Source organism: Pseudomonas oryzihabitans, assembly GCF_032027545.1.
Taxonomy (GTDB): domain Bacteria; phylum Pseudomonadota; class Gammaproteobacteria; order Pseudomonadales; family Pseudomonadaceae; genus Chryseomonas; species Chryseomonas oryzihabitans_F.
In genome coordinates this window covers 162035-185345 of record NZ_JAVSJB010000007.1, presented here as the reverse complement: position 1 = coordinate 185345, position 23311 = coordinate 162035, and the positions used below count along the sequence as shown (strand labels likewise).

20 protein-coding genes are annotated in these 23311 nt (G+C 66.6%); 17 read left to right on the top strand and 3 right to left on the bottom strand.

The genetic code is table 11. The annotated features are described in order from the left end of the window. Positions 1 to 446: 446 nt before the first annotated feature. The gene (locus RND78_RS14370) at positions 447 to 1274 is read left to right on the top strand and encodes a DUF932 domain-containing protein (protein ID WP_312729661.1); all 828 of its coding nucleotides are present in this window, start codon (positions 447 to 449) and stop codon (positions 1272 to 1274) included. 79 nt (positions 1275 to 1353) lie between these two features. On the opposite strand, the gene RND78_RS14365 is transcribed toward RND78_RS14370, so the two are convergent. Further along, positions 1354 to 1647 carry a helix-turn-helix domain-containing protein gene (locus RND78_RS14365; protein ID WP_114435891.1) on the bottom strand — a complete coding sequence of 98 codons (294 nt, stop codon included), beginning with the start codon at positions 1645 to 1647 and terminating at the stop codon, positions 1354 to 1356. 285 nt (positions 1648 to 1932) lie between these two features. Here RND78_RS14365 and RND78_RS14360 point away from each other — a divergent pair, with 285 nt between their 5' ends. The 9 genes from RND78_RS14360 to RND78_RS14320 all read left to right on the top strand — a co-directional run bounded on the left by RND78_RS14360 (position 1933) and on the right by RND78_RS14320 (position 9403). Continuing rightward, complete coding sequence (locus RND78_RS14360; RefSeq protein ID WP_312729658.1) at positions 1933 to 2268, top strand: DUF2958 domain-containing protein; 336 nt, start codon at positions 1933 to 1935, stop codon at positions 2266 to 2268. A 346-nt stretch (positions 2269 to 2614) separates the two neighbouring features. Continuing rightward, positions 2615 to 3385, top strand: coding sequence for a DUF2285 domain-containing protein (locus tag RND78_RS14355; protein ID WP_312729656.1), 771 nt, complete (start codon positions 2615 to 2617; stop codon positions 3383 to 3385). 119 nt (positions 3386 to 3504) lie between these two features. Then, positions 3505 to 3789, top strand: a complete 285-nt coding sequence (locus tag RND78_RS14350) for a helix-turn-helix transcriptional regulator (RefSeq protein WP_084304870.1) — start codon at positions 3505 to 3507, stop codon at positions 3787 to 3789. A gap of 26 nt (positions 3790 to 3815) precedes the next feature. Further along, the gene (locus RND78_RS14345; RefSeq protein ID WP_312729653.1) at positions 3816 to 4673 is read left to right on the top strand and encodes a replication initiator protein A; all 858 of its coding nucleotides are present in this window, start codon (positions 3816 to 3818) and stop codon (positions 4671 to 4673) included. Positions 4674 to 4926: 253 nt separating this feature from the next. Beyond that, on the top strand, positions 4927 to 5565 hold the full coding sequence (gene parA, locus RND78_RS14340; RefSeq protein WP_230444943.1) for a ParA family partition ATPase: 639 nt from the start codon (positions 4927 to 4929) through the stop codon (positions 5563 to 5565). Continuing rightward, the gene (locus RND78_RS14335) at positions 5562 to 5825 is read left to right on the top strand and encodes a chromosome partitioning protein ParB (RefSeq protein ID WP_312729643.1); all 264 of its coding nucleotides are present in this window, start codon (positions 5562 to 5564) and stop codon (positions 5823 to 5825) included. Before parA ends, RND78_RS14335 begins: the two co-directional genes overlap by 4 nt. Continuing rightward, positions 5822 to 6379: a DUF2840 domain-containing protein gene (locus RND78_RS14330; RefSeq protein WP_312729641.1), complete on the top strand. Its 558-nt coding sequence runs from the start codon at positions 5822 to 5824 to the stop codon at positions 6377 to 6379. Before RND78_RS14335 ends, RND78_RS14330 begins: the two co-directional genes overlap by 4 nt. Further along, entirely contained in the window at positions 6376 to 6963 is a 588-nt protein-coding gene (locus tag RND78_RS14325) for a S26 family signal peptidase (protein ID WP_312729639.1), read from the top strand. The genes RND78_RS14330 and RND78_RS14325 overlap by 4 nt, the downstream gene beginning before the upstream one ends. A 448-nt stretch (positions 6964 to 7411) precedes the next feature. Next, the gene (locus RND78_RS14320; RefSeq protein ID WP_312729638.1) at positions 7412 to 9403 is read left to right on the top strand and encodes a relaxase/mobilization nuclease and DUF3363 domain-containing protein; all 1992 of its coding nucleotides are present in this window, start codon (positions 7412 to 7414) and stop codon (positions 9401 to 9403) included. Between the two features lie 73 nt (positions 9404 to 9476). On the opposite strand, the gene aroE is transcribed toward RND78_RS14320, so the two are convergent. Next, positions 9477 to 10334, bottom strand: coding sequence for a shikimate dehydrogenase (gene aroE / locus RND78_RS14315; RefSeq protein ID WP_312729636.1), 858 nt, complete (start codon positions 10332 to 10334; stop codon positions 9477 to 9479). Positions 10335 to 10744: 410 nt separating this feature from the next. Here aroE and RND78_RS14310 point away from each other — a divergent pair, with 410 nt between their 5' ends. The 3 genes from RND78_RS14310 to RND78_RS14300 are packed head-to-tail and all read left to right on the top strand — an operon-like array spanning position 10745 to position 16541. Continuing rightward, the gene (locus tag RND78_RS14310) at positions 10745 to 11950 is read left to right on the top strand and encodes an efflux RND transporter periplasmic adaptor subunit (protein ID WP_312729634.1); all 1206 of its coding nucleotides are present in this window, start codon (positions 10745 to 10747) and stop codon (positions 11948 to 11950) included. Further along, entirely contained in the window at positions 11947 to 15126 is a 3180-nt protein-coding gene (locus RND78_RS14305; RefSeq protein ID WP_312729633.1) for a multidrug efflux RND transporter permease subunit, read from the top strand. Before RND78_RS14310 ends, RND78_RS14305 begins: the two co-directional genes overlap by 4 nt. After that, positions 15123 to 16541: an efflux transporter outer membrane subunit gene (locus RND78_RS14300; protein WP_312729631.1), complete on the top strand. Its 1419-nt coding sequence runs from the start codon at positions 15123 to 15125 to the stop codon at positions 16539 to 16541. The genes RND78_RS14305 and RND78_RS14300 overlap by 4 nt, the downstream gene beginning before the upstream one ends. Before the next feature lie 9 nt (positions 16542 to 16550). On the opposite strand, the gene RND78_RS14295 is transcribed toward RND78_RS14300, so the two are convergent. After that, positions 16551 to 17480: a LysR substrate-binding domain-containing protein gene (locus RND78_RS14295; RefSeq protein ID WP_312729629.1), complete on the bottom strand. Its 930-nt coding sequence runs from the start codon at positions 17478 to 17480 to the stop codon at positions 16551 to 16553. A 99-nt stretch (positions 17481 to 17579) separates the two neighbouring features. On the opposite strand from RND78_RS14295, the gene RND78_RS14290 reads away from it, so the two are divergent. From RND78_RS14290 to RND78_RS14275, 4 genes are read left to right on the top strand one after another with little or no spacing between them, the layout of a single operon-like run. Then, positions 17580 to 18782 carry an MFS transporter gene (locus RND78_RS14290; RefSeq protein WP_312729627.1) on the top strand — a complete coding sequence of 401 codons (1203 nt, stop codon included), beginning with the start codon at positions 17580 to 17582 and terminating at the stop codon, positions 18780 to 18782. A gap of 9 nt (positions 18783 to 18791) precedes the next feature. Further along, positions 18792 to 19856, top strand: coding sequence for a zinc-binding dehydrogenase (locus RND78_RS14285; RefSeq protein WP_312729625.1), 1065 nt, complete (start codon positions 18792 to 18794; stop codon positions 19854 to 19856). Positions 19857 to 19860: 4 nt separating this feature from the next. Next, positions 19861 to 20814, top strand: coding sequence for a TIGR03571 family LLM class oxidoreductase (locus RND78_RS14280; RefSeq protein ID WP_312729623.1), 954 nt, complete (start codon positions 19861 to 19863; stop codon positions 20812 to 20814). Between the two features lie 31 nt (positions 20815 to 20845). Continuing rightward, entirely contained in the window at positions 20846 to 23272 is a 2427-nt protein-coding gene (locus RND78_RS14275; RefSeq protein ID WP_312729621.1) for a membrane-bound PQQ-dependent dehydrogenase, glucose/quinate/shikimate family, read from the top strand. Positions 23273 to 23311 lie beyond the last annotated feature (39 nt).

The following is a 23311-nucleotide window of genomic DNA, read 5'->3' as shown; positions in this document are numbered from 1 at the left end:
TCGTGCTTCGCATTGAGCCTCGCGGTGCGAGTCTCGCCCCTGACGGGCTTCCATCGCTGACGCCTACGGCCCGGCTTCCAGCTTCGGGCCTGCGCGCTTCGCTTGCGTGCGGTTCAGCACACGAGGACGGCCATTGCCTGTCCAGCCATCTTTCCTGACCTCATCACCTTGTCCGCGACTGTAGCCCACGGCCGGAGGCCGTCAAGGCGCGCAGGGCCGTGTCCTCGCCTTCGGCTGCGGGCCGCACCAACCCTGCGCTCGTTTCCTTGACGGCCCCCGGCCGCGCGCTCCCGACCGTCGCGGGCGATGAACTCAGGAAAGACGGTGGCAACGAGGCCAACCGGGTTCTTCGTGCCCACCGCACAGAAGGCCGAAAGGCTGGGCTCCGAATCTAGGAATCCGGTGTGCGGTGAACAGCAAACCCTTCTTCGTCAGGAGTCAAGACCATGCAACTCGCTTCCCGTTTCGCTTCCCGCTCCCCATCGCTGCGCAGCGATTACCCGCTGTCCGACGACCAAATCCAGCGCGTGGCCCCGTCCATCTTCGCGGACGCCCCGCATGAGAGCCGTTCCGAGCGGTACAGCTATATCCCCACCGCCGCTGTGCTGACCGAACTGCGCAAGGAAGGTTTCCAGCCCTTCATGGTGGCCCAGACCCGCGTGCGCAACGAGGACCGCCGCGACTACACCAAGCACATGATCCGGCTTCGCCACGCCAGCCAGATCAACGATGCAGAAGCCAATGAAATCGTCCTCTTGAACTCGCATGACGGCACCAGCAGCTATCAACTGCTGGCGGGATTGCTTCGTTTCGTCTGCCAGAACGGATTGGTGTTCGGCGACACCGTGGCCGACGTGCGCGTGCCCCACAAGGGCGACGTGGCCGGACAGGTGATCGAAGGCGCTTACGAGGTCTTGAGCGGCTTCGACAGGGTGAAGGAATCTCGCGACGCCATGCGCGCAATCACCTTGAACGATGGCGAATCCGATGTGTTCGCCCGCGCCGCACTGGCCCTCAAGTACGACGACCCCGACAAGCCCGCACCCATCACGGAATCGCAAATCCTGATGCCGCGCCGCTTCGAGGACCGCCGCCCCGACTTGTGGAGCGTGTTCAATCGCACGCAAGAGAACCTGACCCAAGGTGGCCTGCGCGGCCGTAGCACCAACGGACGGCGCCAGCAGACCCGCCCTGTGCAGGGCATCGACCAGAACATCCGCCTCAACCGCGCGCTCTGGCTGCTGGCTGATGGCATGCGCCAGTTGAAAGCCTGATCCCAAGCGCCCACCACCACCGCGCCCCGCCCATTGCGGCGGGGCGCGATGCTGCTGGCGCAGCACGTCACGCACGCGCCTACGGCCCGTCGCGTTCCTTCAATACGGCCTCAAGCTCCTGGCGCACCTGCGCCAGAAGCTGATCGGTCTTGCGCGTGCTGTCGCCGGCATAGGCCAGCGTCAGCAGCGTGAGCGGATGGACTTCCATCACCTCGCACAGCTCGGCCAACTTGCTGATGGTCGGGCTTTTCAGATCGCGCTCCAGCGTACTCATATAGGTACGGCTCGACACGTCGGAGAACGCTTCCTGGCTCAAGCCACGCGCTTTCCTGACCGTCTTCAATGCCTTCGCCAACGAGTACGCTGCCGCCACCTATGGTTTCCTCGCAAAAACCAAGATGACAGCCCATTGCGCCCTATAGGACTACAATCTATAGTGTTCATTTGGTGTTGTTCTACGCTTTCGTGCCTTTACGGAAATCCGCATCTGCGGATGGCTCCAAATCCAGGGAACCGCATTCGTGCCTCTACTGACTTGCGCCCTTGCACGTTCGTGCCTTTGTGCTTCTGCGGATTCGCGGGCTTGCGTCTTTGTGTTTGTCTGCGGTGGCACAGATACGTTTCGGCGGTTTCGAGCATGCGGGGGAGAACCGCGCTCATGAACCCGCTCATCACTGACGCAGACCGCGCGCACCTGCTCGCCCAGGGCGATACGCGCGCCACCGACCCGCTGCCGGTTGTGCGACTTTTCACCCCGGACGCGCATGCCACCTGGCTGCTGGTGTCGCTCGATCCTGCGGACGGCGATACGGCCTACGGGCTGATCGACCTAGGCATCGGCCTGCCGGCGCTGGGGACGGTGAAGCTGTCCGATCTGGCGTCCATCGTCGGGCCGAACAAGCAGCCCGTGATGCGCGATCGCTACTTCCAGCCGACGCGGCCGCTGTCGGACTATGTCCGGCTGGCGCAGGAAAGCGGCTCGATTACCGACTGATGCAGGCCCGCACCGCGAGGCCGAGCGGGGCTCATTGTGACTATTTCAGTCTTACCCAAGACCGGCTCGGTCTGAAACCGCACTCTTGCGTCGAAGCAGCGTCACCCTGCTGCAAACAGTCATGGTCTTCGGCGCGGACTGCGGCACGGTGTCCGATGCAGCCCGTCAATTCCTGGCGGTGCAGCCGTCGCATTCAGACGATTTTCGCAATGCACTGGAGCCAATCGGTCTTGACACCAACTGCTACAGCCTAACCCGATAACGATGACGCTTTGATGTTGAACCGATAGCCCCCGCACCACGAAAACCGTGGCGACGTTCCTGCTGACCGTCAGGAGGCATCGTCATGGCCGACCCGAGCGTTGAACACTGGTATCCGACCGCCGCGTATCTCTACGTCCTGCACCTCGATGGCCCGGCGCTGGCCTGGGAATACCTGCGCCGCCACCCCGACTACCGCCGCGACTGGCTGCGCCGTCGCCGCCGGCCGGACGCGGCGCACGCCTGGGGCCTGCGCCTGCTGGAAGACCCGGCCCTGGATGCGCGCGACGCGCATCCGGCCTGGTTCCCTGACCACGACGCCGTGGTGCAGCTTTATCCCGATACCGACCCGCCGCCCGAAGCCTACGCCTTCGAGTTCTGGCGCGTCCCCGGCCGCAAGCACCTGATCCACGACGGCAAGCGCCTGGTGCTGGTGTCGCGCTGGCCCGGCTGCTGCATGCGGCTCGCGCTGGCGCCGGGCCTGGAAGACGGCATGGCCTACCTCTACGCCACCCGCGCCTGCGCCACGCCCTGCGCGCGCTATCGCACGCTCGCGGCCGAGCTGGACGCCCTGGCCGCCGCCACGGTCGCCGAACCTGCGGCGTCGGCCCGTTCCAGGCCGACACCCGCCGCACTGTTGGAACTGCACAGCTTGCAGGCGCTCGACGCGACCCTCGCGGGCGCGTCCTTGCGCGAAATGGCCGAAGGGTTGTTCGGTGCGGATGCAGTCTCTGCCGATTGGCATGCGGACAGCGCCTTGCGCGCCCGCGTGCGTCGGCTGGTGCGTCGTGGCGATGCGCTGATGCGCGGCGGCTATCGCCGCCTGGCGCAGCTTCCGCCCTCGCCGTTGCAATAGGGGGGACGTTTCACGCCCCCTGCAAAACGTCCCTGAACGGGAAGCCCCGCTTTCTTGAGACTGACTCCATCCGGTCGCGCTGCGTGACCGGCCTTTGCCGACCGATGGAGGTTCACACGATGCGACCCGCTCCCTTGCGGCCTGCCGCCGCTGCCGTCGCTGCGCCCGCGCAGCCCCAACGCTACCTGACCAACGACGAGGCCGCCGAGTATCTGCGGCTGTCGCCGCGCACGCTGGAGAAACAGCGCGTGATCGGCGGCGGGCCGAAGTTCCGCAAGTTCGGCCGGCGCGTCATGTACGCGGTGGCCGACCTCGACGCCTGGGCCGATGCGCGCAGTTTCGATGCCACGTCCGACCCGGAGTACGCCGAGCGCCATGCGGGTGACTACCGTGATCGCCGCTGATCGTCGGTTCGCGGGTGGCCGTCGTCATGTCCAGTCCCGCGCTGCCGCCCAGGCAGCGGCCGGTGCAGGAGCGCGAACAGCTCGACCTGTTCCGCGCCTTGCCCGGCGACATGGCGCCGCGCGACAGTCAGGACTTGATGGCCTATCCGTTCTTCTCGCTGGCGAAGTCGCGGCGCACGGCGCCGATCGACTTTCGCGCGGGCAACGTGATGATCCGCGTAGAGGGCACGCAGGAGCACGGCATCGCCACGATTTGGGACGCGGACGTGCTGATCTGGGCGGCTTCGCAGATCGTGGAGGCGAAGGACGCGGGCCTGCGGCCCTCGCGGCTGATGCACGCCACGCCCTACGAGATCCTGCGCTTCATCGGGCGCGGCAAGTCGCTGCGCGACTACCAGCGCCTGAAAGCCGCCCTCGACCGCCTGCAATCGACCACGGTGGCCACGTCCATCCGCGAGACGACCGGGAGGCGATTGCACCGCTTCTCGTGGATCAACGAGTGGAAGGAGTTGGCCGATGCCAGCGGCACGCCGCTGGGCATCGAGCTGATCCTGCCGGATTGGTTCTATGCCGGCGTGCTCGACGCCGCCCTGGTGTTGACCATCGACCCGGCGTATTTCCGGCTCACCGGCGGCATCGAACGCTGGCTATACCGCCTGGTGCGCAAGCATGGCGGGCGGCAGAAACACGGCTGGCAGTTCGACTTTCGCTATCTGCACCAGAAATCCGGCAGCAGCGCCAAGCCCTACGACTTCGCCTGCGACTTGCGCGCGCTGGTCGCGCGGCAGTCGCTGCCCGGTTACGTCCTGGGCATCGAGCGGATGCCGGACAACGGCATGGAACTACTGACGTTCCGACCCGTGCCGCATACGGCACGGGGATAACTCCGGGACAACCTGTGAATGGTGTCGTGCTATCAAGCGTGTGGGGTATCGTGCTATCAGGCGTGGCCCTATCGTGCTATCAGGCGTGCCAATCGGCCGCAAACCCGCGCCAGCACTGGGTTTTCTCGCCCTCTAACTTCCCTAACTTAATTTCTCTAACTTTTGGTAGAGAAGCGCCGCTGCGGTGGACAACCGCCACGCGGCCACAAACGCGGCAGCAACAGCCCGGCTTTCCAGCATGGAGGGCCAGGCCATGATCTTCGCGTTTCTCAACCAGAAAGGCGGCGTCGGGAAGACCACGCTCGCCACGCACATCGCAGGCGAACTGGCGATGCGTGGTCTGCACGTCATCCTGCTGGATGCCGACCCGCAGGGTTCATCGCTGGACTGGACACAGCGCAGAAGCCAGCAAGGCTTGCCACGGCTGTTCAGCGCCGTGGGCCTCGCCCGCGAAACGCTGCATCAGGAAGCGCCGGAGCTGGCCCGCCGCGCCGATCACGTCATCATCGACGGCCCGCCGCGCATCGCCGCCTTGGCGCGTTCCGCACTTCTGGCGGCCGAGCGCGTGCTGATTCCCGTGCAGCCCAGCCCGTATGACCTGTGGGCCAGCGCCGAGATGGTGGCGCTGATCCGCGAGGCACAGGTGTTCCGGCCTGCGCTGCGCGCGGCCTTCGTCATCAACCGGCGCGTCAGTACCACCATCATCGGCAGGGAAGCACGGCAATCGCTGGCCGAACAGCCGCTGCCGGCGCTGCGCAGCGAAGTACGCCAGCGCATCGTCTTCGCCGACAGCGTGGCCGCTGGCCGGCTCGCCCGCGAGACGGCGCCCGACAGCGCCGCCGCGCGCGAGATCGCCGCGCTCACCGATGAACTGCTGCGGTGGCCGACATGAGCAGCCCGCGCAGCAAGCGCGTCGGCATCGGCGCACGTCCGCCCGCGAATCCGCACGCCGAGGCGTGGATTCGCCAGGGCGATGCCGATGCGCTCAACAAGGGCGACCTCTACACCGCACGCCTCACGCTCGACGTGACGCCCGCGATGCGTGCTCGCATCAAGGTTTCGGCCTTCACGCGAGGCGTGACCGTGGCCGAACTGCTGCGTGACCTGCTGGAGCGGGAGTTTCCTGACAACCGCACGGAGAACCTGCCATGAACCCATCCATCGCGCACGCCGCGAACGCGGCCACGGCGGCTGCATCGACCACGCCAGCGCCTTCGCTTTCAGCACTCGCGGGCCAAGCCGGCAACGTGCTGCTGACCCGTGTATCGCTCGCCTACATCGAACCGCGCTTCAAGCTCTACCTGCGCTTCGGCGAACCAGCGCGCACGCTGCGGCTCGACCGCTGGCGGCGCTGCGCGGTGTTCCTGCCGGGCGCGATGTTCTGCCGCATCCGCTGGCAGGCCAACGACTACGGCACCGTGCGCTGGCAGCTCATGGTGATGCAGGCCGGTACACCGCTGGACGACGTGCAGCGCATCCCCGGCGTGCAGCCGGGCGCGCGCTTGCTGCTGCACGCTGAAGGCGAGAACGCGGTGCGTGCCGTGCTGGAACGCATCGACGGCATCGAGGCGCTGGGCATTGCGCCCGCCGCTGCATCGCCCGCGTACTGGCGCACGCTGGGCAACCGTCTGGCGGCCCGCCTGGCGCTGCCCGAATACACCGCCGAGCGGCATGCCGCCTGGCTGGCCGGGAGGGCGTTCTCATGAGCACGATTTCCATGACCGGCCCTGCGCCGCATCCTCGCTCGCGCCTGCGCGCTCGCATCGTGCTGGCGGGCTTCGCCGCCGTCGGCCTCGCTGCGCTGGCCTGGGCGGCGTTCGTGCAACCGCTGCCGCGCCTGATCTACAACCCGTCCGACAGCGTGCCGGTCGGCTGGTATCGCGTGCAGCCGCTCGACCGTCGAGCCGCCTCGCTGCCACGTCCCTTGTCCGTGGGCAGCATCGTCCTGACCCGATTGCCTGCCGACGCTGCCGCGCTCGCTGCGCAGCGCGGCTACCTGCCGGCTCACATTCCGCTGCTCAAGCGCGTGGGTGCGGTCGCGCCGCAACACGTCTGCATCGTCGCCGGGCAGGTTCGCATCGACGGCGTGCCGGTGGCCGCCGCGCTGCCTGCTGACCGGCTGGGCCGCCCGCTGCCATCCTGGCAGCATTGCCGCCCGCTGGCCGAGGGCGAGCTGTTCCTGTTGGGCGTGACCAACCCGGCGTCGTTCGACAGCCGCTATTTCGGGCCGGTGAGCGCGTCCGCCGTGATCGGCGTGACGCATCCGGTCTGGCTGGAGACACGCCCATGAAGGCCGCCGATTCGCTGCACGTTGCCGTGCATCTCATCGTGCCATCGGGCATGTCGTTCCGGCTGCTGCTGCCGTGTCGTCGCGCGTGCAGTGCGAGCGCATCCACGCCGCACTTCGCGCTGCCTTCGGCGCAGCCGTCCAACGTGCAGGCGTCTTGCCTCGAACGCTCCCGGCCTGCGGCCATTGGCGCGTTTGCCGGCGGGCTGGCTGCTGGTGCAGCAGTACCGCCGGGCCGACGATGCCCGGAGCGACAGCGAAGGGCAAAGGCGGAAGGCAAGACAAAAGGACGCGGCACCGGGCCGCGTCGAAAGCCTGTCTGCACATGGGGGTGGCGCGGCACGGAGCGGCTTCGCCGCCGTGCCGCGTGGGGCGCGAGGCCCGCGCCGATGCAGGCATGTCCGCGTGCTTCGCACGACAGGACACGCCGTAGCTTGGAGGAAGCGCGGCCATGAGCGACCGACGCGACGACGATTTCCGCGTGCGCCCCAGCGCCCCGAAGAACCGGGGCAAGGGCCAGGGCCAGAGCTTCGTTTCCAAGGTGCTCAAGCAGGCGGGCAAGGCCAGCGGCGGCAAGTCCTCGATGCGCCATTCCGTAGCCGGCGGCGGCGCACGCGCAGGCCAGCGGCCTGGCTCACGGCTTGGGCGCGGCCACACGGCGGCGCGCTTCGCCGGGGCGAAGCTGACGCCCATGTCGCGGCGCGTGACCATCAAGACCCTGCTGGTCAATCAGCGCAATGCCAGCCCGCAGTCGCTTGCCAAGCACCTGCGCTACATCGAGCGCGACGGCGCGGGCCGCGATGGCGAACCTGGGCGGGCCTACGGGCCGCAGACCGACGAAGCCGACCTTGATGCCTTCAAGGAGCGGGCCGCCGACGACCGGCACCATTTCCGCTTCATCGTCTCACCGGAAGACGGCGCCGAGCTGGACGATCTGCGCACGTACACCCGGCATTTGGTGAACCGGATGGAAGCCGACCTGGGGACGCGGCTGGATTGGGTGGCGGTCGATCACTGGAACACCGACAACCCGCACACCCACCTGATCGTGCGCGGACGCGACGACACCGGCAAAGACCTCATCATCGCGGGCGACTACATCGCCCACGGCTTCCGCCATCGCGCCGCCGAGCTGGCGACGGAATGGCTGGGGCCGCGCACCGAGCTGGAGATCCAGCAGACCTTGCAGCGCGAGGTGGAACAGGAGCGGTGGACAAGCCTCGACCGCACATTGCAGCGCGAGGCCGGCGAGGCCGGCCGGGTGCAGATCGAGCGTTTCAACGAACCCCGGCTGCAACGCCAGCGCCTGCTGCTGATCGGCCGCCTGCAACGCTTGCAGCGCCTGGGCCTGGCCGACGAGACGCAGCCCGGCGCCTGGGCCGTCCATGCGGACGCGGAGAAGACCTTGCGCGCATTGGGCGAGCGTGGCGACATCATCCGCACCATGCAGCGGGCCATGAGCGGCCAGCCGCGCGAGCTGGCGGTGTTCGAGCCGGGTGACGATAGCCGTACCGTCATCGGCCGCGTGGCCGCGAAGGGACTGGCCGACGAGCTGCACGACCGCGGCTATTTGGTCATCGACGGCGTGGACGGCAAGGCCCACTACGTCGCCTTGAACGCCCGCGACGAACTGGCGAACTATCCCACCGGAGCCGTGGTGGAGGTACGCCGTTCCGCCGAGGTGCGGGCGGCCGACAAGAACATCGCCGCGCTGGCGAGCGATGGCCTGTATCGCGCCGACCATCACCTTGCCATCGAGCAAGGCCGAGCCAAGGCCGGACGCGACCCGCAGGAAGTCGTCGCGGCTCACGTTCGCCGGCTGGAAGCCCTGCGCCGGGCTGGGATCGTGGAGCGCGTGGCCGATGGCTTATGGAGGGTGCCGGACGACCTGGCCGAGCGTGGCCGCCAGTACGACTCGCAACGGCTGGGCGGTGTCGCCGTGGAGCTGAAATCGCACCTGCCCATCGAGCGGCAGGCGCGCGTCATCGGCGCCACCTGGCTCGACCAGCAACTGATCGGTGGCGGCCAGGGATTGGGCGAACTGGGCTTTGGCGGCGATACCAAGCATGCCATGCAGCAGCGCGCCGACTTCCTCGCCGAACAAGGTCTGGCCGAGCGGCGCGGCCAGCGCGTGATCCTCGCGCGGAATCTGTTGGCGACGCTGCGCAATCGGGAACTGGCGCAGGCTGCCAAGGACATTGCCGCTGACACCGGCCTGGAGCATCGACCTGTCACTGACGGGCAGCGCGTGGCCGGCATCTACCGGCGCTCCGTCATGCTCGCCAGCGGACGCTATGCGATGCTCGATGACGGCATGGGATTCAGCTTGGTACCGTGGCGGCCGGTGATTGAACAGCGGCTGAGGCAGCAACTCGCCGCCACGGTGCGAGGTGGCGGGGTGTCGTGGGAGGTAGGGCGATCCAGAGGGCCGTTAATTGGCTAACCCCGGATTCAGCGACGGCGCAGCACCAAGCTCCCCGCGATCCAGTTTGCGAATCGGGAATGGTAGCAGGGAGTCAGCGCTCAAAGACTTCTTTCAAGGCCTCGCGCATCGGGCCTGGATCGACCTGTACACCGGTCCATAGTTTGATGCTCAACACACCCTGATTGACCAGCATGCCCAATCCGTCCAGCGTGACGCAGCCGCGTGCTTCGGCATCGCGGATCAGGTGGGTGCGCGGTGGATTAGGGATGACATCGGCTACCACCAGTCCCGGCCGCAGGCTGTCGGTGTTCAGGTCCAGGTGTGCCGCGGTGTCCGGGAACAACCCGATGGGTGTGGCATTGACGATGATGTCTGTGTCTGCCGGTATCGGGAATGCGCGGTCCCAACGTGCGTAGGTCGCTGCAGCGCGGGTTCGGGTGGCGATCAAGGTGGCAAGCTCCTCGCCCGCGGCCGGATCGCGATTCACCACCGTGATGGATCGCGCGCCCGCCAGAGCTGTCTCCACCGCGATCGCGCGGGCGGCACCGCCGGCACCGAACAGCACCAGGCGCTGGCCCGCCGGCCTGATGACGGTGCGCAGCGAGGCCAGGAAACCCTGTCCATCGGTGTTCTCTCCGATCAAGCGGCCGTCGCGGATGACCACGCAGTTGACGGCCCCGATGATGGCGGCCGAAGGAGCGATGTCATCGAGGTGTTCGAGCACCGCGATCTTGTGCGGAATGGAGCAGTTGAAGCCCGCCCAGCCCATCGCCCGCGCACCTCGCACAGCCTCACCCAGCCGTTGCGAGGACACGTCGCAGTTGAGGTAGCGCGCGTCGATGCCGTGATGGCGATAGGCGCGCTCGATCATTGCCACCGTGGGATTCTCCGCCGCAGGCGTGGCGAACGAGCCGGTCAGCGCGCTAAGGAAACTGGTCGGTGTAGGCATGGTGGTCTCTCCTTTGGTAGGGTACAGCCGCCACCCGAATCATCCGTGGGTGCATGCCCTGCGTCGCGGACTATCGTGGAATGCACTGTCCAGCTTAGCCCTGTAGCGCACCACCTGAACTACGGCAAAGCCTTGACCGCGGAAAGTCCGGCAATGTCGTATTTCTGGTCAACGCAAGCATCGCCCCGGAGTGGAATTAGGGGTGGGCCGGCAACATGGTCCTTCGATCAGCTAAACGAATCCGATCTCAAGAACATTCCATGTGCCTTACTTCCTAGAGTCCACCCCAGGAAGATCCTTGCTTATTATTGATAAAATGTTAAAAGACATTGCTGAAATTATGGCTTTATCGGCAAGGATTGAAACGCCACTCTGACGCTCCGGCAGACCCCATCCGAGGCGCAGCGCACGTGAACATCCATCAACGACTCAAGCCCACCATTCCGATAGCCGCGCTGTCTGCGCTACCCCTTATCACCCTGTTACTTCTGTCCGGATGCAAGCCGGAAACAAACGCGACGCCCGTGCAGCAGACAGTCATCGTGGACAAGCCGCAGCAACGGTCGGTCAAGGACATGGATACCTACACGGGACGCTTCGAGGCCACCGATACGGTGGAAATCCGCTCCCGGGTCAGCGGCTATCTCGATCGGGTCGCTTTCAAGGAAGGGAGCCTGGTTGAGAAAGGCGAACTGCTGTTCCAGATCGACCCGCGTCCGTTTCAGGCGACCGTAGCCGAGGCCGAGGGTGCGTTGGCCAGGGCACGCTCGCAACTGGACTTGAACCAGCAGGAATTCGAGCGCGCCAGCCTACTCATCAAGACCGAAACCATTTCCAAGAGTCTGTTCGACCAGCGCCGGCAGGCCGTGCAGAGCGCACGAGCCGAGGTCGCCAGCGCCGAGGCGGCCTTGGCCCGTGCCCGCCTGGACTTATCGTTCACCCGCATCACCGCACCAATGTCGGGCCGGATCGGCCGCAACTTGGTCAGTGCCGGCAACCTGATCAATGGTGGCGACAGCACCGCCACGGTGTTGACGTCCATCGTTTCGCAGAATCCCATCGACATCTTTTTCGACATCGATGAATCCAGTTACCTGCGCTATGCAAATCAACGTGGCCGCCCCGATGCCGGGGCATCCGAACTGGCGGTGGAGATATCGCTGCCTGGCGATGAGTTGCCCTCGCTCGGCGGTACGCTGAATTTCATCGACAACCGGCTCGACCGTTCCACCGGAACGCTACGACTGCGGGCGCGTGTGCCCAATCCCGACATGCGCCTGAGCCCTGGCCAGTTCGGACGCGTGCACCTGTCCGGCAAGGTCGAACGAAGCACGCTGTTGGTACCCGATTCGGCCGTCGCCACCGACGCTACCCGGCGCGTGCTGTATGTCGTGGACGGCAAGGGTCTCGTCGCCGTCCGGCCGGTCGTCACGGGCCGACTGTTCGGCCATCTGCGCGAGATCACCGAAGGCCTGGGTGAAGCCGATACGGTCATCGTCGAGGGCTTCCAGCGGGTCCGTGCCGGCGATGCGGTCAAGGCCCAGCCCGCGGCAACGCCGGTGGCTGCTGCCAGCACCGCGTCGGCTCAGTCCGGTTCCCAGGGAGGCCGGCCATGAACATCGGTCGCCTGTCCGTCGAGCAGCCGGTGCTGGCCATCGTGCTGTCGATCGTCTTGACCATCGTCGGTGGTCTGGCGTACTTCAGGCTGGCCGTGTCCGAGTATCCGGAGATCGCCCCGCCCACGGTAGTGATCCAGGCCAACTATCCCGGCGCTTCGGCCGAAACTGTGTCGCAGACCGTTTCCACGCCGATCGAACTGGAAGTCAACGGCGTGGAAGACATGCTCTACATGTACAGCCAGGCCACATCCGACGGTGGTCTCAACATCACCGTCACCTTCCGGCCAGGCACCGACGTGGACAAGGCCCAGGTACTGGTGCAGAACCGCGTGGCACTAGCCTCGCCGCGTCTTCCCGAGCCCGTGCAGCGCGGTGGCGTGTCGGTGCGCAAATCCTCGCCGACCCAGTTGGCGACGATATTTCTCTACTCCCCGGACAAGAGCTACGACCAACTCTACGTCTCCAACTACGCCATCCGCAATGTGGCCGACGTGCTCAAGCGCATCGACGGCGTGGGCGACATCAACCCGCTCGGTGCCCGCGAATACTCGATGCGCATCTGGCTCGATCCCGAACGGGTGGCTTCGTTCAACCTCAGCCCGGCCGACGTGATCGCCGCAGTGCGCGCGCAGAACACCCAACTCGCCGGTGGCGTGATCGCGCAGGCGCCGATCACCGACCAGGCGTTCCAGCCGAACCTGATCTTCGAAGGCCGGCTCAAGGAACCTGCCGATTTCAGCCGGATCGTCATAAAGCAGGGCGACGGCGGCCGTGTCGTGCGCTTGCAGGATCTGGCGCGCGTCGAAGTCGGCGCCCTGGCATACGCCACCGACAGCTACATGCTGCGCAATCCGACCATCGCCCTCCAGGTGCTGCAACGCCCCGGTGCGAACGCCGTGGCGACGATGGCGGCGGTGGAAAAACGGATGGAGGAACTCGGTCGCGAGTTCCCCAAGGGCATCGTCTACAACATCGGCTATAACCCGACCGAATTCATCAGCGACAGCATCCACGAGCTGGTCAAGACCATCTACGAGGCCGTGGTGCTGGTGGTGCTGGTGGTGCTGGTGTTCCTGCAGGGCTGGCGGCCCTCGATCGTGCCAATCCTGTCGATCCCGGTCTCGCTGATCGGCACCTTTGCCGTCATGGCGATGCTGGGCTACTCGATCAACAACCTCACTTTGTTCGGCATGGTGCTTGCGGTCGGCATCGTGGTGGACAACGCCATCGTGGTGGTGGAGAACGTGGAACGGCACATGGCCGATGGTGCGAGTCCGCGAGAAGCCACCCTGAGAACGATGAGGGAAGTCGGCGGCGCGCTGTTCGCGATCACGCTGGTGCTGTGCGCGGTGTTCGTGCCGACCGCGTTCATTCCAGGCATATCCGGCCAGTTTTTCCAGCAGTTCGCGATCACCATCGCCGTGTCCACCGCGATCTCGCTCTTCACCTCGCTCACGCTGGCGCCGGCGCTCACCGCGATGATCCTCAAGGCGCATGATCGGCATGCCGTACCGGAGAGCCGGCATGCCGCCTTGCGCGTGCTGCAGCGCCTTGCGGCGGGCTTCAACCGAGACTTCGAGCGCCTGTCCGCGCGCTACGGCGAACTGGTCCGCCGCCTGGTGCGAATCACTCCAGCCATGCTCGGGCTGTATGTGCTGTTGATCGCCGGCACGGTCTATCTGCTGATGTCCACGCCGAAGGGCTTCATCCCGGCGCAGGATCGTGGCTACGTCGTGGTGTTGATCACCATGCCCGACGGTTCTACCCTTGAACGCACCAGTGCGGTTGCGCGCAGGGTCGAGGACATCGCCCTGGGCGTCCCCGGCATTGCCCGCGTCCCGGTGTTCTCCGGTACGTCTGCGGCAACCGGCACCAACTCGCCCAACAGCGCGGGCCTGTTCCCGGTGTTCAAGCCCTGGGCCGAACGCAAGCCCGATGGCCTCACCATCGACAAGATCGCCGCCGAGTTGCGTGCGCGGCTGGCCGTCATCACCGAGGCCTCGATCGTCGTGGCGATGCCGCCTCCAGTGCAGGGCCTGGGCGGCACCGGCGGTTTCGCGATGCGCCTGGAGGACCGCAACGGCCTGGGCACCGAGGCGCTGGCCAAGGCGACCGGGGATCTGGTCGCGGCGGCCAACCGCACGCCCGGCCTGGTCGGGGTGTACTCGCCGTTCTCGGCCGTCAGCCCACAGGTCTTCGTCGAACTGGATCGCGAGAAGGCCGAGATGCTGGGTGTGCCGAACGAGGAGATCAACCAAGCCATCGAAACCTACTTCGGCTCCACCTACATCAACGACTTCAACATCATCGGCCGCACCTATCGGGTCACCGCGCAGGCCGACCTTCCATTCCGCATCAGCGCCAACGACCTGGCCCGGATCAAGGTACGCAACATCGACGGCAACATGGTGCCGATCGGCAGCGTGACCCGCATTGCCGATGTGCTGGGCGTGGATCGTGCGCCGCGCTACAACCTGTATCCGGCCACCGAGATCAACGGCGACACCGAACCCGGCCTGGGATCTGCCTTCGCCATCGAGACGATGGAGTCGCTCGCCCGGCAGGTATTGCCAGCCGGCATCGCCTTCGAGTGGACCGACCTGTCCTACCAGCAGACCACGGCCGGGAATACCGGCATGCTGGTGTTCCCGCTCTGCGTACTGCTGGCCTATCTGGTGCTGGCCGCACAGTACGGCAGTTGGAGCCTGCCGGTCTCGATCCTGTTGATCGTCCCGATGTGCCTGCTGGCGGCTTCGCTGGGAGTCAGGGCGATGGGCCAGGACATCAACATCCTCACCCAGATCGGCTTCATCGTCCTGGTGGGCCTAGCGGCCAAGAACGCGATCCTGATCGTGGAGGTCGCTCGGCAACTGGAGGCGCAAGGCATGGCCGTCGTCGATGCCGCGGTGGAGTCTTGCAAGCAACGGTTGCGAGCCATCGTCATGACCTCGCTGGCCTTCATCCTCGGCGTGCTCCCGTTGATCCTGTCCGAAGGTGCAGGCGCGGAAATGCGCCAGGCAGTGGGGGCGGCAGTGTTCTTCGGCATGATCGGCGTGACGCTGTTCGGCCTGCTGTTCACCCCAATCTTCTACGTCGGCGTACGCAGGCTGGCCACACGCGCAGGCGCAAGGCCGCACTCACGGCCGGCCGTTACGGCGGAGGTGGCTCCATGATTCGGGTTCGCGCGTTGCGCATGGCGCTCCTATCCGTGGTGTCCGGGGGTGTTCTGTCGTTCGGCATACAGGCACAGGCCGGAACCTCGCTGGCGACACCGCCGCCAATCGCCGACGGCTATGTCAATGCCGTTCCCGGCCCGGCCGGTGTCATTCCGGAACTGGATCAATGGTGGCACCGCTTCGACGATCCGGTGCTGGATCGGCTGGTGCAGATTGCAGTGGCCGACAACCTGGACCTGAAGTCCGCCGTTTCGCGCATCGAGGCAGCACGCGCGCTAAGCACCGCGGCGGCCTCCGGACGCAAGCCCCGGATTGACCTGGGCGCCGGCGTGGGCCGCGAGCGCGTGCCAAGCCTGCAATCGTGGACGTCAGAGCCTACCACCGCCTGGAACAACAGCCTCGACCTCGGCATTTCCTGGGAGCTGGATGTCTTCGGCCGCATCCGCCAGGGCGTGACGGCCGCGCAGGCTGATGTGGTCTCGGCCAGCGAGGACGCGCACGCGGTGCAGGTGGCGGTCATCGGCGAGGTGGTCCGGAACTATCTGGAAGTCCGCGGACTGGAACAACGCCTGGACGTGACCCACCGCAACGTCCGCAACCAAGAGGATACCGAACGTTTCATGCAGCAGATGTTCGAGGTCGGCGAAGTTCCCGGGGCCGACCTCGATCGTGCCCGGACGCAACGGGAAATCACCGCGGCCGAATTACCTGCGTTGGAACTGCAGCGGCAACAGGCGCTGCACCGGCTATCGGTCCTGCTGGCCGGCACGGCGCAGCAGGCTTATGAACTGCTGGTGCCGGCGCCAATACCGATGCACCCAGCTCTTCCCGCGGATGCCGGTATCCCGGCCGATCTGCTGCGCCTGCGGCCGGACATCAGGGCGGCCGAGGCCCGTGTGATCGCCGCCTATGCGCGGGTGGGTGTCGCGGAAGCCGATCTCAGGCCGCAATTGCGTCTGGCCGGCATGCTCGGCGCGGTGCTCGACGGATTCTCGGGCGCCACGTTCGCGCGCTCCGTCGCCTGGATGGCCGGTGCCAATGCATCGGCCCCCTTGTTCGACGGCAAGAGGCGGCGCAGCGTCGTTGCGCTGCGCCGTGCCGAGGCCGAACAGGCACTCAATGCCTATCGCCAGGCGGTGCTCGAAGCGGTCAGCGAGGTCGAGACTGCGCTGGCCGCAGCCACCCGCCATCGCGTCCGTGTCGAAGGGCTGGAGCGCGCCACGGCCAGTGCGCGCTCGGCTTATGTGCAGATCGACCGCTCGTGGCGCAGCGGCGAATCAGCCTTCATCGACACGCTGGAAGTCCAGCGGACCCTGCTCGCCGCCGAGGACGCGCTGGCCCAGTCCAGAACCATGCAGTTGCAGAGCCAGGCCGACCTGATGGTCGCGCTGGGCCGGGGCAGCGTGCCATGAGATGGGCGTCTAGGGCACTGCGGCTGGCTCGGAGGCTCCGCAGCCGCCGGTATTGGCGTCCCAATGTTCGGCCAGGTAGTTCACGAACGAGGCGATGCGCGCCGTCAATGCCGTGTTGCGGTAATACACGGCATTGATCGGCTGGCGCACGTCCAGGGTGCGGCTCGGGAACAATTGCACCAGGCGGCCCTCGGCGCGGTCACGATGGGTCATGAAGTCCGCCAGGCAGACGATGCCGACGCCTTCGAGCGCCAGTTGCCGGAGGGTCTCGCCGCTGGATGCGGCCAGGCTGGGGGCAATATGCAATGGCAGGTCATCGCTATCGGGCAGCGGCCATTCGTTGAGCGATACCGGCTGGGTGAAGCCGAGCAGGTTGTGTTGGGCCAGGTCGGCGATCTGTCGGGGCCGTCCATGCCGTTCCAGGTAGGCAGGTGCCGCCAGTACCCGCAGGCGACAACTGCCGATGGAACGCGCGTGCAGCGTGGAGTCCTTGAGCCGACCAATGCGGATGGCTACGTCGGTGCGGTGTTCGAGCAGGTCGATCAGGCCGTCGTTGCTGTTGAGTTCGAGCTGCACCTGCGGATAGCGGGCGCGGTAGCCGGCGACCAATGGCACCACCGCATGCAGCATGAACGGCGAGGCGGCGTCCACGCGCAGGCGCCCGGCCGGGGATTCGCGGCGCGTGGCCATCTGCTCCTCGGCGTCGTCCACCGCCGCGATGATCTGGCGCGCTCGTTCGAGAAAGGCATTGCCTTCCTCGGTAAGTTCCAGGCGCCGCGTGGTCCGGCGCAACAGCGTGGTTTGCAGCTTGTCCTCCAGCCGGCCCAGGGTTCGGCTGACGGCCGAGACCGTTAGTCCAAGTTGCTCGGCCGCGCGCGAAAGAGCACCGGTATCGACCACCGCCACCAGCACCTGCAATTCGTCCAGCGTGACGTTCATTGTTTACCTGAAAGCAAAATTCATTTCTTTATATACGGCTTTTTCGATCAAAGTAAAGTGGCAAGACTGGTGTCCTTACATCACAGCGGGGATACCACCATGCCTATTGCCCTCCTGGCGCTGACCATCAGCGCCTTCGCTATCGGGACGACGGAGTTCGTCATCGTCGGCCTGATTCCCACCATCGCCGCGGACCTCGGCGTGAGCCTGCCTTCGGCCGGCCTGCTGGTGTCGCTGTATGCACTCGGCGTAGCCGTCGGCGCGCCGCTGCTGACCGCGCTGACCGGCAAGGTGCCGCGCAAGGCGCTGCTGCTCGGGCTGATGGCCTTGTTCACCGTCGGCAACCTGGTGGCCTGGCAGGCGCCGGGCTACGAATCGCTGATCGTCGCGCGCATCCTCACCGGGCTGGCGCATGGCGTGTTCTTCTCGATCGGCTCGATCATCGCCGCCAGCGTGGTGCCCAAGGACAAGGCCGCCAGCGCGATCGCCATAATGTTCACCGGCCTGACCGTTGCACTGGTGACGGGCGTTCCGCTGGGCACCTTCATCGGTCAGCACCTCGGCTGGCGCGCGACCTTCCTGGCGGTGGCGGCGCTGGGTGTGATCGCCTTCCTCGGCAGCCTGGCGTTCGTACCGAAGAACGTGCCGCACAGCAAGCCGGCGACCATCCGCCAGCAGCTCGGTGTGCTGGCACAGCCACGGCTGCTGCTGGTCTATGCGATGACCGCGGTCGGCTACGGCGGCTCGTTCATCGCCTTCACCTTCCTGGCGCCGATGCTGGAACAGGTCAGTGGCTTTTCCGCCAGTGCGGTCGGCGGGGTGATGCTGGCCTACGGCGTATCCGTGGCGGTGGGCAATCTGTGGGGCGGCAAGCTGGCCGACCGTCATGGTCCGATCCCGGCGCTCAAGCTGGTGTTTGCGCTGTTGGCAGCGGTGCTGCTGGTACTGACCTTCACTGCGCCGAACAAGTGGCTGATGCTGGCCACGGTGCTGGCCTGGGGTGCGGTCGCCTTCGGCAACGTGCCGGGCCTGCAGGTCTACGTGGTCAAGCAGGCACAGCGCTTCGCGCCACAGGCCGCCGACGTGGCCTCGGGTCTGAACATCGCCGCCTTCAACCTTGGCATTGCCGGCGGTGCGTGGCTGGGTGGCCTGATCGTGGCCCGGTTCGGCCTGATCCACACGGGCTGGATCGGCGCGCTGGTGGTGCTGGGCGCCTGGGCGCTGACTGCCTGGAGCGGCCGCCTGGATCGCCGCGATGGTGTGGACGTGCGCGCGGCCGGCATCGCACCCGCCGCGCACTGAGGCCGCGCCATGATTGCCACCGACATGGCACTGCGTCCTTCACGTGCCGAGTGGACGTACCCGGCCTGGACGTGGAAGCAGCCAGGAGACGCCGGTTCGCTCCAACGCCAGGACAGGCGGAGCACACCACCTGCCTTTGGCGAAGTCTGGGTCGCCAACCGTGCCATCGGCCTCAATCCGGTGGATTGGAAAGTGATCCAGGCGGGGCACCCCGAATGGTCGCCGGGGCACGTCCCCGGCGTGGATGGGGTCGGCCACATCGTGGCCGTCGGCCCGGGCGTCGTCCTGCCGCTGGGCATGCGCGTGGCCTATCACCAGCATTTGGCGCGCGACGGCAGCTTCGCGCACTACACCCGGCTGCGGGCCGACAGCCTGCTGCCCGTGCCCGACGGCATTTCCGACGTCCAGGCCGCTGCGCTCCCGTGCCCGGCGCTCACGGCTTGGCAGGCACTGCACAAGGTGCCTGCGTCGAACGATCGCGACGTGCTGATCACCGGCGCGGGCGGCGCGGTGGGGCGGGTGCTGGTCCAACTCGCCGCCGAGTGCGGCTGGCGCGTGTGGGCGGCCGCCGCCACCGGGCACCATCAAGCTCTGCTGGCGCATGGGGCCGCCGGGGTCTTCGACCATCATGACAGCAGGTGGACGCAGGCATTGGATGACGTGCTCGGTCCGCGCCGCCTGCATGCTGTCTTCGACACCGTCAGCGGCGAGCATGCCGGGCTGCTGGCGCAACGGCTCGGCTACAACGGCCACCTGGTCTGCATCCAGGACCGTCAGGAACAGGCGCCGCTACCGGCCTTCACGCGGGCCATCTCGCTGCACGAAGTGGCCCTCAACAGCATTCACGCCCACGCCACCGAGCGCGAATGGCGGGACTGGCGCGTGGCCGGCAGCGCGCTGTTCGCGCGCCTGCTGCGTGGCGGTCTGTCACTGGGCGAGGCGCCTCGGTTGCTGAGTTTCGAGGATGTGCCGCAAGCACTGGCGGCGCTCCACTCGGGGCGAATGAAGGGCAAGGCCGTCGCACTGCTGCCAACGCCCGTGCCCCAGAACAATGAACCTGTTTCACAAGGGTGATCCCATGAAAACGACTTTTCTTGAACGACTGACCGCCGGCGGCTTCGGCATTGGCGTGGAGCTGCCACTGGACAACGACTGGTCGCCACAAGGCGAGCGGCGCCGGCATGCGGACGGCCGCCCCTTCGGCGTGCCCGACATCACCCGCCACGGCGAACTAGCGCGGCTGGCTGATCGTCTGGGCTATCGCGCGCTATGGGTACGCGACGTGCCGGTATACGACCCAGCATTCGGCGACGCGGCGCAGGTGTTCGAGGTCTTCACTTACCTCGGTTATCTCGCCGGAGTGACCGAACGCATCCTGCTCGGCACCGCCGCCGTGGTGCTGCCGATCCGCGAGCCGGTGCTGACGCTGAAGTCGGCCGCCAGCGTGGACCGGCTCAGCCACGGGCGTCTGCTGCTGGGCGTGGCCAGCGGTGACCGTCCTGTGGAGTATCCGCTGTTCGGCCGCGACTTCGAAGGCCGCGGCGAGACCTTCCGCGAGCAGGTGGCGATGCTGCGCCAGTGGCGTAGTGCGCGGCTGCCAGAGGAGATCGAGATCCTGCCGCGCCCACAGGCGCCGCTGCCGCTGCTGGTAGCCGGGCTGGCGCAGCAGCGGCCGGAATGGGTGGGTGCACACATGGACGGCTGGCTGGCCTATCCAGGCGTACCCGAGGACCACGTACGCCGCGTGGCGATGTGGCGCCAGGTGGCCGGCGACAAGCCCTACGTCAGCTTCATCCATCTGGACCTGGCCGAGCATCCCGATGCCTTGATGCAGCGTCACCGTTTCGGCGGACGCGTCGGCCGCAACGGGCTGATCGCGGAATTGAACGCGATGCGCGAAGCCGGCGTGCAGCACATCGGATTGCAGTTCCGTCGCAACCAGCGCCCCTTGGACGAAACCTTGCAGGAAATCGCCGAGTTCGTGCTTCCGGAGTTCCACGTTCACGCCAACGAAGCCGCTGTCGCGACCTGACGCACGCGTCCTCCTCGAAAGGTCAATCCCGATGACGTCTGCAATCCCCGAAACATCCTCGCGTCGCCCGTGGGTTCTCGCTTTCCTGTTCCTGTCGATCGGCCTGGCGACGGCGGCCGGCGGCATCGCCCTGGCGCTGCTGGGGGGCTCGCCTTACTACGCGCTGGCCGGCGTCGGCGTGTCGTTGACCGGCATCCTGTTGTGGATCGGCCGGCGGCTGGCACTGTGGTTCTATGCGCTGGTGCTGCTGGGCAGCACCCTCTGGGCGCTGGCCGAAGTCGGCCTGGACTTCTGGCAATTGCTACCGCGCCTGGACGTCTGGTTCGGGCTCGGGCTGCTGCTCCTGCTGACGTTTGCGCGGCGCCAGCGGTGGTCCGTCAGCGGAGCGCTGCCACTGGCCGGCGCGCTGGCCGTGGCCTTGGTCGTGGGCCTGGCGAGCCTGCCGAAGACACCCGGCGACATCGACGGTGCGCTGGAGCGTGGCCTGGCCGAAGTCCAGCCGCAGCAGCGCCAGGCACTGCCGCCCACGCCGGAGGGCGACTGGACCAACTATGGCGGCACAGCCTTCGCCCAGCACTACACTGCGCTCGACCAGATCACCCCGGACAACGTCGGCCAACTCCAGGTCGCCTGGCGCTACCACACCGGCGATTTGCCCGGAGTGGAAGACCCGCACGAGATCACCAACCAGGTCACGCCGCTGAAAGTGGGCGACACCCTGTACCTGTGCACGCCGCACAGCATCGCCATCGCGCTGGACGCGACCAGCGGCCAGGAGAAATGGCGCTTCGACCCCAAGATCCAGAGCGCCAGCGGCAGCTTCAGGGACTGGGCGCATATGACCTGCCGCGGCGTCTCCTACTACGACGCCAACGCCTACGTCTCACTCGACGCCAGCGCTACCACGCCCAGGGCTACGGCCGCCAGCAGTTGCCCGCGCCGCATCTTCCTGCCCACGGCCGACGCGCGCCTGATCGCGCTCAACGCCGAAGACGGCAGCGTCTGCACCGACTTCGGTGACCAGGGCACCATCCATCTGCTGACCGAGAACCTCGACGGCCGGATGCTGCCTGGCGGCTATTTCTCGACCTCACCGCCGGCCGTCACGCGCGACCTGGTGGTCATCGGCAGCCACGTCAGCGACAACTACTCGATCCACGAGGCCTCCGGCGTGGTGCGCGCCTTCGACGTGCATGACGGCCACTTGGTGTGGAACTGGGATAGCGGAAACCCCGACGAGACCGAGCCGCTGCCCGAAGGACGCCTCTACAGCCACAACTCGGCCAACATGTGGTCGGTCATCAGTGTCGATGAGACGCTGGGAATGATGTACCTGCCGATGGGCAACCAAACGCCGGACCAATGGGGTGCCAATCGCAGCGAGGGGGCCGAGAAGTACAGCTCCGGCGTGGTCGCGCTGGACGTTGGCAGCGGTCAGGTGCGTTGGCATGCCCAGTTCACCCATCACGATCTGTGGGACCGCGACGTCAGCGGACAGCCCACGCTGGTGGACATCAGGACCGCCAATGGGGTGAAGCCCGCGCTGATCTCGGCCGGCAAGCAAGGGCACGTGTTCGTGCTCGACCGCCGCGACGGCACACCGATCTTCCCAGTCCGCGAAGTGTCGGTCCCGCAAGATGCGCTCCCGGGCGACCGAGCCGCGCTGACCCAACCGGTATCGGATATCAGCTTCGAGCCCCCGGCACTGACCGAAGCGGCGATGTGGGGAACCACACCGTTCGACCAGTTGTACTGCCGCATCCGCTTCCGCCAGATGCGCTACGACGGGCCTTTCACGCCACCTGGCCTGACCGAGACCTTGGTCCACCCAGGCAACGCCGGGGCGTTCGATTGGGGTGGCGTGTCGATTGATCCGGTCCGCCAACTGATGCTGCTCAACCCCAACTCGTTCGCCTTCGTCTACAAGATGATCCCGGCCGAGCAAGTGGCCAGCCGCGAACGCGGCGCCAGCGAAGGCTCAGGCGTACAGCCCAACACGGGGGCGCCGTACGGCATCGAGATCACGCCGTTCGTGACGCCATGGGGGCTGCCGTGCCAGGCGCCGCCGTGGGGCTGGGTGGCGGCCGTGGACCTAACCAATGGCGAGACCGTGTGGAAGAAAAAGAATGGCACCACCCGCGACAACGCGCCCCTGGGTATCCCGCTGCCGCTGGGCGTGCCCGGCCAGGGCGGCATGCTGACCACTGCCGGCGGCGTGACCTTCTTCGGCGCCGCGCTCGACAACTACCTGCGAGCCTATGACGTGACCAGCGGCCGCCAACTTTTCAAAGCGCGGTTGCCCGCCGGCGGCCAGGCCACGCCCATGAGCTATCAAGGCAAGGACGGCCGCCAATACGTCGTCATCATGGCCGGCGGCCACGGCTCGCTGGGCACCAAGATGGGCGACAGCTTGATCGCCTATGCACTGCCATCCGGCCATAGCAAACAAAGCGAATGAAGTTCTACGATGCCGAACTTTTACGCCATTCCGCCATCC

Excerpts from the sequence above, each read along its gene's own strand:
- RND78_RS14370 (WP_312729661.1), top strand. The coding sequence starts at position 447 with ATGCAACTCGCTTCCCGTTTCGCTTCCCGCTCCCCATCGCTGCGCAGC.
- RND78_RS14360 (WP_312729658.1), top strand. The coding sequence starts at position 1,933 with ATGAACCCGCTCATCACTGACGCAGACCGCGCGCACCTGCTCGCCCAG.
- RND78_RS14355 (WP_312729656.1), top strand. The coding sequence starts at position 2,615 with ATGGCCGACCCGAGCGTTGAACACTGGTATCCGACCGCCGCGTATCTC.
- RND78_RS14350 (WP_084304870.1), top strand. The coding sequence starts at position 3,505 with ATGCGACCCGCTCCCTTGCGGCCTGCCGCCGCTGCCGTCGCTGCGCCC.
- RND78_RS14345 (WP_312729653.1), top strand. The coding sequence starts at position 3,816 with ATGTCCAGTCCCGCGCTGCCGCCCAGGCAGCGGCCGGTGCAGGAGCGC.
- parA (WP_230444943.1), top strand. The coding sequence starts at position 4,927 with ATGATCTTCGCGTTTCTCAACCAGAAAGGCGGCGTCGGGAAGACCACG.
- RND78_RS14335 (WP_312729643.1), top strand. The coding sequence starts at position 5,562 with ATGAGCAGCCCGCGCAGCAAGCGCGTCGGCATCGGCGCACGTCCGCCC.
- RND78_RS14330 (WP_312729641.1), top strand. The coding sequence starts at position 5,822 with ATGAACCCATCCATCGCGCACGCCGCGAACGCGGCCACGGCGGCTGCA.
- RND78_RS14325 (WP_312729639.1), top strand. The coding sequence starts at position 6,376 with ATGAGCACGATTTCCATGACCGGCCCTGCGCCGCATCCTCGCTCGCGC.
- RND78_RS14320 (WP_312729638.1), top strand. The coding sequence starts at position 7,412 with ATGAGCGACCGACGCGACGACGATTTCCGCGTGCGCCCCAGCGCCCCG.
- aroE (WP_312729636.1), bottom strand. The coding sequence starts at position 10,334 with ATGCCTACACCGACCAGTTTCCTTAGCGCGCTGACCGGCTCGTTCGCC.
- RND78_RS14305 (WP_312729633.1), top strand. The coding sequence starts at position 11,947 with ATGAACATCGGTCGCCTGTCCGTCGAGCAGCCGGTGCTGGCCATCGTG.
- RND78_RS14300 (WP_312729631.1), top strand. The coding sequence starts at position 15,123 with ATGATTCGGGTTCGCGCGTTGCGCATGGCGCTCCTATCCGTGGTGTCC.
- RND78_RS14295 (WP_312729629.1), bottom strand. The coding sequence starts at position 17,480 with ATGAACGTCACGCTGGACGAATTGCAGGTGCTGGTGGCGGTGGTCGAT.
- RND78_RS14290 (WP_312729627.1), top strand. The coding sequence starts at position 17,580 with ATGCCTATTGCCCTCCTGGCGCTGACCATCAGCGCCTTCGCTATCGGG.
- RND78_RS14285 (WP_312729625.1), top strand. The coding sequence starts at position 18,792 with ATGATTGCCACCGACATGGCACTGCGTCCTTCACGTGCCGAGTGGACG.
- RND78_RS14280 (WP_312729623.1), top strand. The coding sequence starts at position 19,861 with ATGAAAACGACTTTTCTTGAACGACTGACCGCCGGCGGCTTCGGCATT.
- RND78_RS14275 (WP_312729621.1), top strand. The coding sequence starts at position 20,846 with ATGACGTCTGCAATCCCCGAAACATCCTCGCGTCGCCCGTGGGTTCTC.